12 protein-coding genes are annotated in these 14,815 nt (G+C 59.3%); 4 read left to right on the top strand and 8 right to left on the bottom strand.

Annotated features, from left to right (window positions below):
* The first annotated feature begins 12 nt into the window (after positions 1-12).
* The 4 genes from SCL_RS08385 to SCL_RS08400 all read left to right on the top strand — a co-directional run bounded on the left by SCL_RS08385 (position 13) and on the right by SCL_RS08400 (position 5,007).
* Complete coding sequence (locus tag SCL_RS08385; RefSeq protein ID WP_172425984.1) at positions 13-264, top strand: fibronectin type III domain-containing protein; 252 nt, start codon at positions 13-15, stop codon at positions 262-264.
* 170 nt (positions 265-434) lie between these two features.
* Positions 435-1,859: a glycoside hydrolase family 140 protein gene (locus SCL_RS08390; protein ID WP_172425985.1), complete on the top strand. Its 1,425-nt coding sequence runs from the start codon at positions 435-437 to the stop codon at positions 1,857-1,859.
* Between the two features lie 238 nt (positions 1,860-2,097).
* A complete protein-coding gene (locus SCL_RS08395) occupies positions 2,098-3,369 on the top strand; it encodes an Ig-like domain-containing protein (RefSeq protein ID WP_096360800.1) in 1,272 nt (423 codons plus the stop codon).
* A gap of 165 nt (positions 3,370-3,534) precedes the next feature.
* Positions 3,535-5,007, top strand: coding sequence for a right-handed parallel beta-helix repeat-containing protein (locus tag SCL_RS08400; RefSeq protein ID WP_148665046.1), 1,473 nt, complete (start codon positions 3,535-3,537; stop codon positions 5,005-5,007).
* A gap of 101 nt (positions 5,008-5,108) precedes the next feature.
* Here the strand turns inward: SCL_RS08400 and SCL_RS08405 are convergent, their stop codons facing one another.
* Genes SCL_RS08405 through SCL_RS08440 form a run of 8 tightly spaced genes read right to left on the bottom strand, consistent with a single transcriptional unit; the run spans position 5,109 to position 14,801 of the window.
* Positions 5,109-6,359: a glycosyltransferase family 4 protein gene (locus SCL_RS08405; RefSeq protein ID WP_096360802.1), complete on the bottom strand. Its 1,251-nt coding sequence runs from the start codon at positions 6,357-6,359 to the stop codon at positions 5,109-5,111.
* Positions 6,360-7,481 (bottom strand): hypothetical protein, encoded by a 1,122-nt coding sequence (locus tag SCL_RS08410; RefSeq protein WP_096360803.1) that lies wholly within the window; start codon positions 7,479-7,481, stop codon positions 6,360-6,362.
* A gap of 10 nt (positions 7,482-7,491) precedes the next feature.
* Positions 7,492-8,640 carry a glycosyltransferase family 2 protein gene (locus tag SCL_RS08415; protein ID WP_148665047.1) on the bottom strand — a complete coding sequence of 383 codons (1,149 nt, stop codon included), beginning with the start codon at positions 8,638-8,640 and terminating at the stop codon, positions 7,492-7,494.
* A gap of 44 nt (positions 8,641-8,684) precedes the next feature.
* Complete coding sequence (locus SCL_RS08420; protein ID WP_096360805.1) at positions 8,685-9,944, bottom strand: O-antigen ligase family protein; 1,260 nt, start codon at positions 9,942-9,944, stop codon at positions 8,685-8,687.
* Positions 9,941-11,149 (bottom strand): glycosyltransferase family 4 protein, encoded by a 1,209-nt coding sequence (locus SCL_RS08425; protein WP_096360806.1) that lies wholly within the window; start codon positions 11,147-11,149, stop codon positions 9,941-9,943. The genes SCL_RS08420 and SCL_RS08425 overlap by 4 nt, the downstream gene beginning before the upstream one ends.
* Before the next feature lie 4 nt (positions 11,150-11,153).
* Positions 11,154-13,025: an asparagine synthase (glutamine-hydrolyzing) gene (gene asnB / locus SCL_RS08430; RefSeq protein WP_096360807.1), complete on the bottom strand. Its 1,872-nt coding sequence runs from the start codon at positions 13,023-13,025 to the stop codon at positions 11,154-11,156.
* A 2-nt stretch (positions 13,026-13,027) separates the two neighbouring features.
* Positions 13,028-14,185: a glycosyltransferase gene (locus tag SCL_RS08435; RefSeq protein ID WP_096360808.1), complete on the bottom strand. Its 1,158-nt coding sequence runs from the start codon at positions 14,183-14,185 to the stop codon at positions 13,028-13,030.
* Positions 14,163-14,801 carry a polysaccharide deacetylase family protein gene (locus tag SCL_RS08440; protein ID WP_172425986.1) on the bottom strand — a complete coding sequence of 213 codons (639 nt, stop codon included), beginning with the start codon at positions 14,799-14,801 and terminating at the stop codon, positions 14,163-14,165. The genes SCL_RS08435 and SCL_RS08440 overlap by 23 nt, the downstream gene beginning before the upstream one ends.
* Between the last annotated feature and the right edge of the window lie 14 nt (positions 14,802-14,815).

Raw genomic sequence — 14,815 nt, forward strand, 5'->3', positions numbered from 1 at the left:
TCCGCGACTTCCTTGCCAAACGCCGCCGCACTGACGTGGGACGCCGTCCCCGCCACCAATCTTTCGGGTTACCGTGTTTATTACGGCACAACGCCGGGAACCTACCAGCAGGCCCCCGGACAAGGGCTGAGCGTGGGTAATATCACCACCTATACGCTGATGGGCCTGAGCAACGGCACACGCTACTATTTCGCCGTGACCGCCTTCGATACGGCGGGGAATGAAAGCGGTTATTCGAATGAAGTTTTCAAGGACATTCCCTGATTTAATCGAATGCCGGCGGTTGCTACAGAAAAACCCTTGCAGACTATGACATCAGGATATTCAAGGCTCAGCCCACGGTCACGGTATTGGGTTTCCCGGGCAAGATAAACCGATTCCTGATGCCAAGCCCCCGTGACAAGGCCCGTGTGTTTTGCATGGAAATTTATTTCATGAAACTTCTCTGGCTGTCCATACGCACACGAATCTTATCGCTGTTTTTTCTCGGGCTGTTTATTTCTGTCGCACTAACTCCAGGCCAGGCAAATGCGGCGCCAAATTACCCGCTGAAACTGAGCCCTAATGGGCTGCACCTCGTGGATCAGACGAACCAGCCGTTCTTCATGAATGGCGATTCCGCGTGGTCACTGATTTCCCAGCTCTCTCAGGCCGACGCTGACGCTTATTTATCGGACCGCGCGCAGAAGGGATTCAATCTTGTTCTCGTAAACCTGATTGAACACAAATTCGCCACGAATGCACCGGCCAACCTCGCCGGTCAGGTGCCATTTGCCGCCGCCGGCGACTTCAGCGCTCCCGTCGAAGCATATTTTGCCCACGCCGATTGGGTCATCAAGAAGGCCGCGGAAAAAGGCATCGTTGTCCTGCTGGCGCCGATTTATCTGGGATACGACTGTGGCAGTGAAGGCTGGTGCTCCGATGTAAAGTCGAGCTCATTGGCCACCATGCGCAGTTACGGCCGGTACGTGGGCAATCGTTACAAGAACTTCCCGAATATCATCTGGCTCATCGGTGGCGATGCCGACCCTGTGGCCAACGGCGTGGCGGCAAAGCTGCGTGAATTTGTTGCCGGTGTGCGGGAGGTTGATACCGGCCATCTGATGACGGCGCATAACGCGCGCAATCAGGCGGCAATGGACGTATGGACGACGGATTCATGGCTCGATATCAACAACATCTACACATCCGGCAGCGAGTATCAGGCGGCGCTGACGCAGTACAACCGGACCGGCGCCAAGCCATTCTTTCTCCTGGAAAGCAATTACGAGAATCAGGCCGGCATTACCCCGCTCAATTTGCGGCAACAGGCATACTGGTCCGTGTTATCAGGCGGAATCGTGGGACACATATTCGGAAATTGCCCCATGTGGCATTTCAACGCGCCTTCCACATCAAGCTTTTGCACCGGTTCCACCTGGAAATCGCAACTCAATTCCACGGGATCAATCACGTTGGCTCATGTGGGCCGACTCTTTCTCTCGCGGGCTTTTTACCTGCTCGTGCCCGATCAGGCGCATTCCGTGCTGACAGCGGGTTTTCAGTCCGGGACAAGCTATGCGGCAGCGGCACGGGCAAGCGACGGGTCGTCGGTCATTGCCTATATTCCCACAAATCGCACCGTCACCATTGACCTCACGAAAATTGCCGGCGCCTCCGTGCGCGCCTGGTGGTTTAACCCGCGCACGGCGGTGGCAACATTAATCAACACCTATCCCGCCTCGGGCACAAAAACCTTCACTCCACCCGACTCCAACGACTGGGTGCTTGTTCTGGACAATGCCTCGCTGAATCTGCCGGCTCCTGGAGCACTGTCGCAGGCACCCGCTGCGCCGACAAATCTGCGTGTAGTCTCCTGATGATGCCTGATCGAACGATCGTTTCTGCCGGACGCACGGTCGCCTGAAGCAAAACGGAGAGCACCGTCAATCTGCGCTCACCCCCCGAAAGTCGGTTTTTCCTTAGTGATCCGGCAAAGATCGTTTATCTTTACATTCAACAAGATTCTGCGCTGCTGAAAAATAAAAACGGCGGCAGTTATTTTTTAATAATCGAGGGAGGCAGTATTCGGGCGGGGGACGGAAACAAGGAAGTAGAATGGAAATGCTTCGCCCCGGTCGCACGCGAATCGTCAATTCGTTACAAGCTGTCGTTCTGATCCTGATGCTCCCGGTGATGCTTGCCGCCTGCGGCGGCGGCGCCGAAGCAGAAACTCAAGCGAATTCGCTCCCGGCCAACACCACGAGCCCGGATACCACCTCGCCCGTAGTTACGATTTCCGGCCCCACCAGCGCTTCGAGTTACAGCACCAGCAGCGCCACGGTTGCACTGAGCGGCACTGCCAGTGATAGCGTCGGCGTGACGCAGGTGACCTGGTCGAACAGCCGGGGTGGCAGCGGCACCGCCAGCGGTACCGTCTCCTGGAACAGCGGCAACATCACCCTGCAGGGCGGCAGCAACACCCTCACGGTTACAGCGCGCGACGCGGCCGGTAATACCGCCACCGATACCCTGGTGATCACCTATTCCACCAGCACGCCCGGCGACACCACCGCCCCCAGCGTCTCCATCACCTCGCCCACGAGCAGCGCGACCTATACCACTGCCAGCAGCACGCTGAGCCTGGGCGGTTCCGCCAGCGATAACGTGGGTGTCACGCAGGTAACCTGGTCGAACAGCCGGGGTGGCAGCGGCACCGCCAGCGGCACGACGTCGTGGAGCGTCTCCGGCATCACCCTGCTGGGCGGCAGCAACACCCTAACGGTGACGGCGCGTGACGCGGCGGGGAACGTGAACACCGATACGCTGACGGTGACGTATAACGCGCCGGACACCACCAGCCCGACAGTCTCCATCACCTCGCCCACCAGCAGCGCCGCCTACACCACAAGCAGCAGCACCCTGAGCCTGGGCGGCACAGCCTCGGATAATGTCGGCGTGACGCAGGTAACCTGGTCGAACAGCCGGGGTGGCAGCGGCACCGCCAGCGGCACGACGTCGTGGAGCGTCTCCGGCATCACCCTGCTGGGCGGCAGCAACACCCTAACGGTGACGGCGCGTGACGCGGCGGGGAACGTGAACACCGATACGCTGACGGTGACGTATAACGCGCCGGTGATATCCAATACCGCCATCCTGACGTGGGACGCCGTCCCCGCCACCAATCTTTCGGGTTACCGTGTTTATTACGGCACAACGCCGGGAACCTACCAGCAGGCCCCCGGACAAGGGCTGAGCGTGGGTAATATCACCACCTATACGCTGATGGGCCTGAGCAACGGCACACGCTACTATTTCGCCGTGACCGCCTTCGATACGGCGGGGAATGAAAGCGGTTATTCGAATGAAGTTTTCAAGGACATTCCCTGAGATGGCGCAAACAACCGGGACAAGAAATGTCTTCTACTCTGCCGGTAAACTACCATACTATTACGCCAATGAAATCTGGATGATCGCAACGATATACAGCTTTTCTGTCACCGAAATCACCACATTGCCCGACCAGGGTATGAAAGAGAAACCAGAGGTTCTTATATGACTATCAAACCTTCACTTTGGCGACTGCCCGTTTTCCAGGGGCTCATCATGGCGGTTGCCATCATGACGGGACAAATCTTGATCGCATCGCCGGCATACGCCGCGACGTATTATGTCGCTACCAGCGGCAGCAATACCAATGCAGGAAGCTCCACGGCTCCGTTTCAGACCATCCAGAAAGGTCTCTCGGCGCTCTCGGCGGGCGACACTCTTGTGATCCGCAATGGCACCTACAGCGGTTCCTCGAACAGTCTGGCGAATCTCCCGAACGGTTCCTCCGGGAATTACATTACGATCATGGCGGAAAATGAAGGCGGCGCGATCATCACGGCGGGGCTGGGAATGTCCAGCTCAAACCAGTATCTGGTCTTTCAGGGGCTTCGCCTGCAGGATACCACCCAAAAAGACATCCTCGGGAATCATATCAAGTGGCTCAGAACCGAATTCAAAGGGGGGCCATCAGGCGGTAACACCATGGCAGTGGTGGTGGGAACGAATGACGTCGGTACAACTGCTGATATCCTGCTGGAAGACGTCTGGGTTCACGGATTTGGCGGCCGCTATAAAATCCTCGTCTATAACTCTTCGCGGGTAGTCATTCGCCGGGCCGTCACAAGATACGACGGCACGGTTACGGCGTCAGGTGAACCGCAAGCCAATATTACCGTTTATGATTCTGACAGCGTGGAAGTCCAGAATTCCATCGCCATTGACGGTATTACCGGCACAGGCACAGAGGAGTTTGTCGCGGCCTATTACAACATTTGCAACGGAACCGGCTCTGTGCCCGTCAGGAATTACACTCATCGCGGCAACATCGCGCTCAAGCCGACCGGTTACACCATGGCGTCCGAGGGAAACTGCACCATCTCCAACGAAGTGATCATGGATGTTGCTGGCGCGGGCGGCACATATGGTATTTCCCAGCTCAAAGGCAGCGGTACCCAGTACACCCGCGTAACGCTCATCGGATCCAGGGGCGATGGTTTTGGCATATTCGGTGGCAGCGCCAAGGTTCAGGATTCAATCGTGGCGAATCAGTCCGGCCAGGCATATAACGGGATCACCCCGTTAACCTCGATCGCCTACAACAATGGCGGGAACACCGGCGGAACCGTACTGAACCCTTTTACCAGCGGCCTGCTTTACCTGCCGAGAATCGAGTCGGGATCGATTCTTTCCCTTGGCGGCACCGCGGGTCAACGCGGCGCCCAGATCATCAAGCGTATCGGCACGCCCGGAACTCTTTACGGTGAATCAGGTTACTCAACCACGACCGCCACGGATCTTTGGCCATGGCCCAATGAGGCCAGAATCAAGAAGGAAATGTGCGCCGATGCGGGCGTCACCCGGGGGTTTTGCGCGTCCGCGTCGCTGACGGATTACGTCTTCAGCTATCTCGGCAACCCGAATCCCTATGGCGGAGGGGTGATTTCACTCTCTCCGCCGCCCAACCTCAGGGTGCAATAGTCTGCCAGAAATCGTCATGCTGGCAGGCTCTTCCGGGCCTGCGCCGGATGGTTGCGAAAAGCTGCCCTGCAGCACTTTCGTCCGGCGACGTCAGTCAGGCCTCATGCCGGGGGTTCAAGATCGAGGATTTTTTCCACAGTCCGAATCCACGAATGTTCCTCAAGCAACCTGGTTTTTGCGGCAGCGGCGATACGTTCCCGCAATGACACGTTCGCAAACAACGACAGCACGCACTCGCTGCATTCCTCGACGTTAAGGGGCTCGAACAACAGAGCTGTTTGGCCGTGCTTGTGCACATCCTCGATGGGCGGCAGGCGCGGCAGCACCAATGGGATCCCCAGCCCCATCATCTCAAACATGATCATTGGCGATCCGAACATGTTGGAGTTCGGAAGCACGCCAACATCCAGCATGCTGAGATAATCGTACACTTCCGCGCGGGCTACGGCGCCCGTGAAGATGATCTTATCCGCTATTCCCAGCTCGGCAGCGCGGGCGGCGGCAGCGGCGCGGCCACGCCCGTCACCTATCAGGCACAAACGGAAGTCGGGGCTGACTTTGAGAATTCGCGCCATGACCTCCACCAGGTTGGACAGTCGATCCCAGTCGTCGAACCAGCCGGCAAACCCGAGCACGAATGTACCGTCGAGGCCAAACCGCCGCCGCAGCTCTTCGCGCCGGGGAGTGGCCGGAATCCGGTTCATGTCAAAACCGTTTGGGACGACCGCCAGCTGACCCGATGAAGCGCCCGCTTCGCGCGCCCGGTCCGCCAGATAAGACGAGACGGCATGAATTCTGGAGCAGCGGCGGAACAGCATTCTCTCGAATGCATTGCAGAGGCGCATGAACGACTGCTTCCTCGCACGCTCGGGGACCCCGGAAACCTCATTTACCTCCAGCAGGAACGGCACGCCATGCCGTGCCGCGGCAAACGCTCCGGCAACAAGGAAAAATGCGTAGCGCTCGTATACCAGATCGTAGCGCACCGCGCGCAATTCCCGGGAAACCCTGAAATAAGCGGGAATGTTGTAGGCCATCTCGGCGAGTTCAAACAGCCAGTTGGGAAAGTGCCGGCTGACGAACCGCCACACCCGGCTGATTCCTGTTACCTTCGTGCTGGCCTTGTCCACCGGCGCTGTATCTTTCGAGAACGGATCGACGCCACCGGGTGAGATCACCCTGACCTGGTGACCCAGTTGGCGAAGCGCGCTCACCACGCTGACAATATGGTTGCCTTCAGCGCCTCTCCCCTGGGTACGATGATGGTAGAGAACGTGCAACGGCCGACCTGGCAGATGAAAATTCCTGACCGAAGCCGTATCTTCCGCGCGTGTTGTCGTCGACCGCCCCATTTACCGGGCACCTCGTGCGCTGGTAGCCAGATCGCGAATCTTGCAGAACATCTCCCACGCGGAGACGTAGCGCAGCGATATCCCCGGGTGATCGCGAAACTCTGCCTCCAGGTCCGACCATAATGACTCAAAGCCTCCTTCCAGCAGCATATTCATGGTTTCGTCTTCCGCGCCATGCGTATGCAGCTTGATGAAAACATGCTGTTCAGCGCCGGCCACTCGCGGGGCATGCTCAAACCACAAGCGCAGGCGATCCTGTGATGGCGGCGCATCATGGGAAATCTCGCCATTTTCAATTTTCGGCAACAGCCCGGCCTTGCGGCGCCGCCAATTGAAAGCCAGCGGCCCCTGTATCAAGAGCAACTCACCGGGCTGCAGCCATTCACCGACGCGAATATCCCGGCCGGTATCATGGGATTTTCGCTTCCCGTCAACACCGCGGGCGGCGTAGATCGAGTTGATCTTGCGAGTCTGCGTGTCGCTGGGCGCCGATGGCATGGTAAGATCGGCACGGCAACCGGTTGCCACCAGCACCCCCAGCTCGTTATCCACGCCGCACCACTGTCCATCCGGCCGCGAATTGTCCAGCGCCCAGTTGCCATGAATAAAACAATAGGCCGGATCAATGTCGCCGTCCGCGCGCAGGAGCCCGTGACGCTGCCGCAGCGTGTTGCAGAAACCAACAAGAGCCGCCTTCAGCTTCTCCGCGGTGTCGTTGTTATGGTGATAATGCACCTCGACACCCGCAAAACCGCGACGCTCCAGATCGCCCAGTTGGTCGAGAATCTGTGCGTCGTATTCCTCGATCGGATAGAAGAAAGTGTGTTTCGGATGGCCGCCAAAACTGTCGACATGGCGTGACGCCAGCGTCGGATACTTTTCCGCCCAGCGCGCCACTTTTTCGCGTGCGCGTGCCGTATCGTTGCCGCCGCCAAACGGCTCATAGTGGTCGGCGAAACAGACGTAGACCGTTATGTTGTCACCTGTATCGGCGCTCGGACGTGACATGCACTGCCGAAGATAGCTCGGCAACCAGTATTGCAGATTGCGCGCGCGTATAACGCCAATAACTCCCAGGACAACTGCGGCGAAAAATGCCAGAACAACCAGTATCCACATCATGCTCACCCGCCTAACGTGCCGCTTTGGACCATAACACGCCCTGCCTGCCACGCAGGAACTTCACCAAGCCGGCGAATGCCGCCAGATTCATGGTCGTGAAATAAAATGGTACATAGACAAGCCTGGAGGCCTGACATGCCGCCGGGACCAGCCACCCCAGCGCCGCCAGGCCATAAAACAGGGCCTGGGCGATCAGCAGCGATGCATAAGGCAATTCACCGGAGCGCAGCACGCTGATCAGCAGCAAGACGATCAGGAATAACGGCATGAGCCAGCGCAGAATCTTGTGGCTCACAAACTTGAATGCGAACCATCCTGTCCCGGCCAGCGCCAGCCAGTGCATGGCGAGAAACTGATACCCTCCCGCAACCATGCGAACCTTGACCCTGAAATCCTCGGCAATCGAAATCGACGCCTCTTCCGTGGCCGTTGCGCGCGGTTCGTAGAAAACCCTGCACCCCTGCAAAACCACCGCCATGGTGAGGAATGCATCATCGTTGATCACTTCCGGCGGGATGGGGCGATAAAGCGCGCGACGGATGGCGAAAATCTCGCCATCGGCCGCCACCGTTCCGCCCAGCCTGCTTTCAGCGAGCTTGATCATCGACTCATAGCGCCAATAGAGACTGTCGCCCATGCTGGCCGCACGGTCCCGATTTTCAACAATGCGCTTGGCCCCGGACACCCCGCCGGCTGACGGCCGGGACAGGGCGCGCACCAGCCAGCGCAACGCATCCCGGGAGAACTCATTATTGGCGTCAGACAATACCACGACCTCCCCCCGCGAGGCGGCCACGGCCCGGTTGAGGGCATGCGACTTCCCGCGCCGCTCCGGATCGAAGAGGCAGATCACATTGCGATCGGCGAACTCCGCGACGATCGCGGGGGTCGCATCGGAAGAGCCGTCGGCGACGACGATGATTTCCAGCTTCTCGCGCGGGTAGTCCAGTGCCAGCGTATTCACGATCTTTTCCCGGATAACTTTCGCCTCGTTGTAGGCGGCGATCACGAACGTGATGCCCGGCTCCTCGTCCACAGGGCGCGCATTGATTGCCCTCAACCTTGAGATGATCATGACGGCGAGCGGATAAACGAAATAATGATAAGCCGCAACCGTGATACAGGCCACGGCGAGTGCGTCAGAAATTGTTGCAATCAAAATTTTTCCCCAACAAGGTCATTGGTAGCACGACGCTGCGCCGCTCATGACAAGTAACTGATGACGAAGATCTGCACGAACAACAGCCACGCCCCAATGACGACAAATATCATCATCACTTCGCGCTTTTCCAGGGTCTGCGCCGCCGGCTGATGACGAACCAATCCCATGCACAGCGCCAACAGCAAATAGAATGTCTCATACTCCAATGTCACAAACATTGCGCTGACCAGATAACCCATCAATGCCAGCATCATCCCGAGCCCGGTGTTCGAATCCGCGCCATCCGTTTCATTCTTCCATGTGAGAAAAGCCGCTTTAAAACTGATGTAAATCAGCGTGCCCCAGAGAATAAAGCCGATAAGCCCGGTTTCGCCTCCAATCTCGATCGCGGAGTTATGGGCAATCAGACGGCCGGTATAAGTCTTGAAATTTCCCCGTCCGATGCCGAATGCCGGATTTTGCTTGACCATCTCCAGACCCTCCGCCCACATCTCGACACGATGCTGGGCCGATCGGCTTTCGTCCTGCATCTCGGTCAGCGATTCCGGCGCCAGGGAAAACAGCAGCATCACAACCAGCCCGCCTGCCAATATGCTGCGCATGCGGATTTTCCGGCGCACCGCGATATACATGGCGAGAATGGCGAGGGTTGCGAGAAACCCGCCGCGTGATCCCGTCAGGTAAGTGGCCACACCCAGCAGCACGATCACTGCAAAAATCACCACGCGCACCGACAGGCGTGCCCCGCCACTGAGATATGGCATGCATACAGCCAACGCGACCGTGAAAACGACGCAGAACACGCCGGGACCGTCAAATATTCCGACCCAACGCACTCGCCCCGTGCCACCGGCCTCCAGGACGGAAGGGTCAACCCAGCCCAGCTTTTGTCCCGCCCATCCGAGCAGGTCCGGGCTGTTCTTGTGGCTGATGGCTTCGATCGCCAGGACCACCGCCAGCAACACAAATATCCACAATGCGTTCCTGACCTCCGCGGTGGTTTCCACCGAGGCGGAAACGGCCTTGTACAAAACAAAAATCCTGAGGTAGATATAAATTTGTTCCCTGGAATCGGCGGTAAGTCCGTTGATGAGCGCGCTGAGGATTATCCACACGAAGAACGCAAGAAAAATCTTTTCGGCAAGCTCGAATTTGAACAGCAAATGGCCGCGGCCGCGGATTATCAGCGCCAGATACCATAGAGGGTAAATGATGAAATCGACCGGCAGGTCCAGGATTCCGGGCACCCAAAGCTGCGGGGCGATCATCAGAAAGAACAGGTAACTGCCCAGCATGATCATGGGTTACCGCCCCGTTTCTTCATGGCCGCTTCCAATGACAGCAAGTAATGCTGTCCTGCCCGCTCCCAGGACAAATGGGACACGGTGGCGAGGATGGCATTTGCGTCCCAGGTCTTTTCCAGGGCCTCGCCCAGCGCATCGGCCAGGGCCGCCGCATTGCCGGATTCGACGAGATAGCCGTTGTTCGTGTTCACCATCTCGGGGATCCCCCCCACCCGGCTGGCCACCACCGGCCGGCCGGAGAACAACGCTTCGAGCACCACGTTCGGGAAGCCTTCCCGGATGCTTGGCAGGCAGAATACATCGCCCGCGCCCATCCACACCGCGATCTCGGAATGAGGACGATTGCCAACAAACTGTATGCGGCCGGACAGGCCGCGACGCGCCACCTCGGCTTCGTAGACAGGGCGGCCGGAACCTTCTCCCACCATGTATACGAAGACATCCTTGCCGCCGGCGACCAGGCGCTCCACCGCCTCGATCAAATAGATGATGCCCTTCACCTCGAGCAGTTGGCCGACGAACACCACGGTCTTGCCGCGGGATACGATGCCCAGTTGCCGGGCGCATTCTGCCTTGTCTCGCGGCCGAAACAGTTCCGCATCCACGCCGTTGGGAATTACGTCAATTGGCTTGTCCCCGAAGCCTTGCTCCACGAGGAACTGCCGCAACGCCTCGGACACCACGGTCACTCCCTCCGCCTTGCGAATGGCCCGCTCAATCTGAAACCGCTTATGGCCCTGGGTCATGAAAAGATTGGCGTCGCATCCCAAGGCCGTGACCACGTGGGGCAGCCCTAAAAGCTGGGCACACCAGGCCGCCGCCACACCATCCGGATAGAGCCAGTGGGTGTTCACCACGTCGAATCTCCGTAAACGGTGCAAACGCTTCACCGTTCGATACAGGGAAGGGAACATGAGCGCGGCATGGGCCGCCTCCGACATCCGGGGGATCATCGGATACTTCGGGCTGTGAACGGTAAAACCCTGCCATTCATACAACCCGGGCACACGCGAGAATTCCGCCCATTTTTCGAACATTTTTCCCCTGGCCCAGGACGGAAACCATGGCAAGGGGCAGACAACCGTGACGTCGCAAATGGCCTTGAGACGCTTGGCGAGCTGGCAGGTGAAAACCCCGCGAATCGGATCCACGGGCGTGGGAAACAGGTTGGAAATGAGAAGAACGTTCAGCCGGGCTGCCATGAGATCACGTGTCGATATATTTCTGGTGCCAGAGCTCGAGGGTCAGCAGCGAGAAGATGCGCCGACTCAAGTCCTCGCTGCCGGTCGCGTGCTTGTCCAGCACGTTCTCGATGTAGGTTTTCCTGAAGTAGTGCCGTCCGACGCTCTTCGGGTCCAGAAGGATTTCCCGGGCCTTCTCGCGCAGGTCGGTGCGGAACCACTTGGCAATGGGCACCGGAAACCCCCGTTTCTTGCGATAGATGATCTCATGAGGAAGATATTTTTCCATGACTTTCTTCATGAGGTACTTGCCCTGATGGCCGTTCAGCCGAAAGTCGTCGGGAAGCGCCACACAAAACTCCATAAGCTGGTAGTCGAGCAGCGGGACGCGCAACTCGACGGAGGTCGCCATGGTCATCTTGTCTGCCTTGAGCAGGAGATCCTCGGGCAGCCAGGAATTGATGTCGGCATAGGCCATGCGCGCCATGTCCGAATGCCCGGCGGGCAGGCGATCGAAAAGATCGACATAATAATCGCGCAGGGCGGTGCCGAGATGCGGCGCGAGCGCGTCGTGGTACATTTCCCGCTTGATGGAGCCGGTGACGTCGTTGGAAATGGACTGGTAGCGCTCTCTCAGGGGCTGGCAGGCCCAGTCCCAGTATTTCATCCGCTTCTCGTTGCCGGCGGCGAGAACCGGCCCGAGCCGATTCAGCAGGGAACGCGGAACCATGCGCAGAATCCCGTGGGCGCGGTTTACCGATCGCGTAAGGCGGTGCAGCGGGTAACCGGCCAGGATCTCGTCGCCGCCTTCGCCGGAAAGCAGCACAATCGCGTGTTCGCGCGCGAGCTTTGATATGCGGTAAAGCGCCACGGCCGCGCTCTCCACCACCGGTTCCTCCGCGTGCATCAGCAGCAGATCCAGCGACTCAAAGAAGTCGCCCGCACCCAGATTGAACTCGTGGTGCTCGGTCTTGAAATGCTTCGCGACAATTCGCGCATACTCGAACTCGCTCGAGTCCGGATCGTCCGAATAGCCGACGGTAAAGGTCTTCACCGGGTCGGGGCTGATCCGGCTCATGCAGGCGACGATGGCGCTGGAATCCAGCCCGCCGGAGAGAAATGCGCCCAGCGGCACGTCGCTCATGAGGCGCATGCGCACGCAATCGAGCAACATCTCCTCAAAACGCTGCCTGGCTTCGTCGAAGGAGATCTTCAGGGGCTTGATATTCGCCAGGTCCCAGTAACGGGCGATGCGCATCCCGCCGTTCTTCCACGTCAGGGTATGACCGGGCAGCAGCTTGCGGATGCCCGCGAAGAGTGTCTCGTCACCCGGCACGTAACCGAGCGATACATAGAAGTCCAGGCGCGACAGGTTGATGCCCGGTCTGCGCGCGAGGGCCGGCAGGATGGCCTTGATCTCCGAGGCGAAGAGCAGGCGGCCATCCTCCACGGCGAAGTAGAGGGGCTTTACGCCGACACGGTCGCGGCAGAGAAAGACATCGCCCGTATTCCGGTCGAAGATGGCAAAAGCGAACATGCCGCGGAACTTGTTCGGGCAGTCCGCTCCCCACTGCTCATAGGCATGGACGATGACCTCGGTGTCGCAATGGGTTCGGAAAACATGCCCGCGCGCCTCGAGTTCGGCCTTGAGTTCCCTGAAGTTGTAGATTTCGCCGTTATAAACCACGACCACCGTGCCGTCTTCGTTGAAGAGCGGCTGGTGACCGCTGGAGAGATCGATAATACTGAGCCGGCGGTGGCCAAGCCCCACGTTCTCATGGACGAAAACCCCCTGGTCATCGGGGCCGCGATGCGCCATGGACCGCGTCATGCGCTCAAGCAGCGCTTTGTCGACGGAGAAACCCTTCGGGGCGACGATACCGGCGATGCCGCACATGCTTAGTCACCCGCCCTTCGGAGGCATTGCAAATAAATCTCCTCGTACTGTTTGACGGCCTTTTTCAGGTCGAACTCCGCTTCCATGCGCGCGCGGGCAGCCCGCCCCATGCGCGCGCGCAACTCTCCTTCACGGGCCAGGGTGACCAGGGCCCGGGCGAAGCCATCCGCGTCGCCCGACTCGACCAGCAAGCCGCACTCCCCGTCCGTTACCACCTCCGGGTTCCCCCCTACCCGCGTGACGACAGCCGGCAGTCCCGCCGCCATCGCCTCCAAAAGGGCGAGAGAAACCCCCTCGTACAATGACGACAGCACGAAAATATGGCCGAGAGCGAGCCAGTCACGGACGTCATCACGCGCTCCGAGGAAATGCACCCGGCCCGAAAGCCCAAGACGTGCGGCTCTCGCCTCCAGCCTTGAGCGCTCAGGGCCGTCTCCCACCATCACCAGCTTGAGCGTCGGCACCTCTGTTGCCGCGCGCGCCAGCGCGTCCAGCAACAGGCCGTAGTTCTTGATCTCGGCCAGGCGCCCGACAGAAACGAGCAGGACGTCGTCCGGCGACAGGCCCAGCTCCTTTCGCCTGGCCGCCAGGTCGCCCGGCGGGGCGGCCGACAGATCAATGCCGTTGTGGATCAGGGAAATCTTCCCTGCCGGTATTCCGACATCCTCCACCAGGCCTCGCCTCACAATATCAGAGACAGCAATGACACGGGACAGCTTCAGGGACGCCAGTCGTTCCGCCTTTCGGCGGATACGTCGTTTCAGCGACGTCCGGCGATCAGCCGGCGAATACTGGTTCAGCGGTCCATGGGCCATGTGTATCGCAGTGGTCCCGGCAAGCGTGGCGGCCGCGACAGTCTCGAGCAGCGTTCCCCAGTCATGCGACTGCACGATATCGATGTTTCTCGAACGCAGGACGCGCGCCAGGCGAAAAGGAAGGCGGTAATCATTCCCTTGCATGGCCTTCCCCATTTCGATGATTTCCACGCCCGGACGGATGCGCGCGGCGATCGGGCCCGAACGCATCAAACAGCAAATATCCGCGCGGAAACCCGGTGAAGCCTGGTTCACCATGTTGGCCACGACGGCTTCGGCACCGCCCACGTCCAGTGTTTCAATGACGTGAAGGATGCGAACTTCACTTCCCCTGGGCGCCGTCATCGTCTCCCAGGGCGCAGGACTCGAGCCCGCGCGCGCGCCATTCGTTCAACAGCGCCGGCAGGGCCTCCCGAATGGCATCATTATCGTCATGGCAGAGAAAGATGTCACCGCCCTGAACCTGCCGGCCCCTGGTCAGGATCGCCGCCACGGAACGCGTCCTGTCGTCGTCCGAATCCACGGACCAGAGAATAAGCCTTGTCCGGCCCAGCGCCGCATGCACGAGCATGGGCAGAGTGACCCAGCCGTAAGGTGGCCGGTACAGGATCGTTTCCACACCCGTGACCTTCCGGATAATCTCCCGGGTTCGATCAAACTCGATCCACGCGTCGCGAAACGCCCATTGCGGCAGTCGCCGGTGCGACCAGCTGTGGCCGGCAATGGTGTGCCCCTGTTCGGTAATTTTTCGCGCGACGTCAGGGTAACGGGCCACCTGTTCGCCCTGAACGAAAAACGTGGCCTTGACGCCGTGGGCTTTCAGGGCATCCAGCAGTCGCGGGGTGTTTTCGGGATGCGGGCCATCGTCGAACGTCATGTAGACGCGATTACCGGATTTTTTCCGGACGACGGCGCGGCGCGGAAACAGCGAAAGCACAAATGCCTTGAGAACGGACGCCATGTCAACCGCCCGCT

Origin of the sequence: Sulfuricaulis limicola, from assembly GCF_002355735.1 — a bacterium.
Taxonomy (GTDB): Bacteria; Pseudomonadota; Gammaproteobacteria; order Acidiferrobacterales; family Sulfurifustaceae; genus Sulfuricaulis; species Sulfuricaulis limicola.

What these genes read in the sequence shown, in the direction of transcription:
- SCL_RS08425 (WP_096360806.1), bottom strand. Translation starts at nt 11,149, where the DNA reads ATGGCAGCCCGGCTGAACGTTCTTCTCATTTCCAACCTGTTTCCCACG.
- SCL_RS08440 (WP_172425986.1), bottom strand. Translation starts at nt 14,801, where the DNA reads ATGGCGTCCGTTCTCAAGGCATTTGTGCTTTCGCTGTTTCCGCGCCGC.
- SCL_RS08435 (WP_096360808.1), bottom strand. Translation starts at nt 14,185, where the DNA reads ATGACGGCGCCCAGGGGAAGTGAAGTTCGCATCCTTCACGTCATTGAA.
- SCL_RS08400 (WP_148665046.1), top strand. Translation starts at nt 3,535, where the DNA reads ATGACTATCAAACCTTCACTTTGGCGACTGCCCGTTTTCCAGGGGCTC.
- SCL_RS08410 (WP_096360803.1), bottom strand. Translation starts at nt 7,481, where the DNA reads ATGATGTGGATACTGGTTGTTCTGGCATTTTTCGCCGCAGTTGTCCTG.
- SCL_RS08395 (WP_096360800.1), top strand. Translation starts at nt 2,098, where the DNA reads ATGGAAATGCTTCGCCCCGGTCGCACGCGAATCGTCAATTCGTTACAA.
- SCL_RS08405 (WP_096360802.1), bottom strand. Translation starts at nt 6,359, where the DNA reads ATGGGGCGGTCGACGACAACACGCGCGGAAGATACGGCTTCGGTCAGG.
- asnB (WP_096360807.1), bottom strand. Translation starts at nt 13,025, where the DNA reads ATGTGCGGCATCGCCGGTATCGTCGCCCCGAAGGGTTTCTCCGTCGAC.
- SCL_RS08390 (WP_172425985.1), top strand. Translation starts at nt 435, where the DNA reads ATGAAACTTCTCTGGCTGTCCATACGCACACGAATCTTATCGCTGTTT.
- SCL_RS08420 (WP_096360805.1), bottom strand. Translation starts at nt 9,944, where the DNA reads ATGATCATGCTGGGCAGTTACCTGTTCTTTCTGATGATCGCCCCGCAG.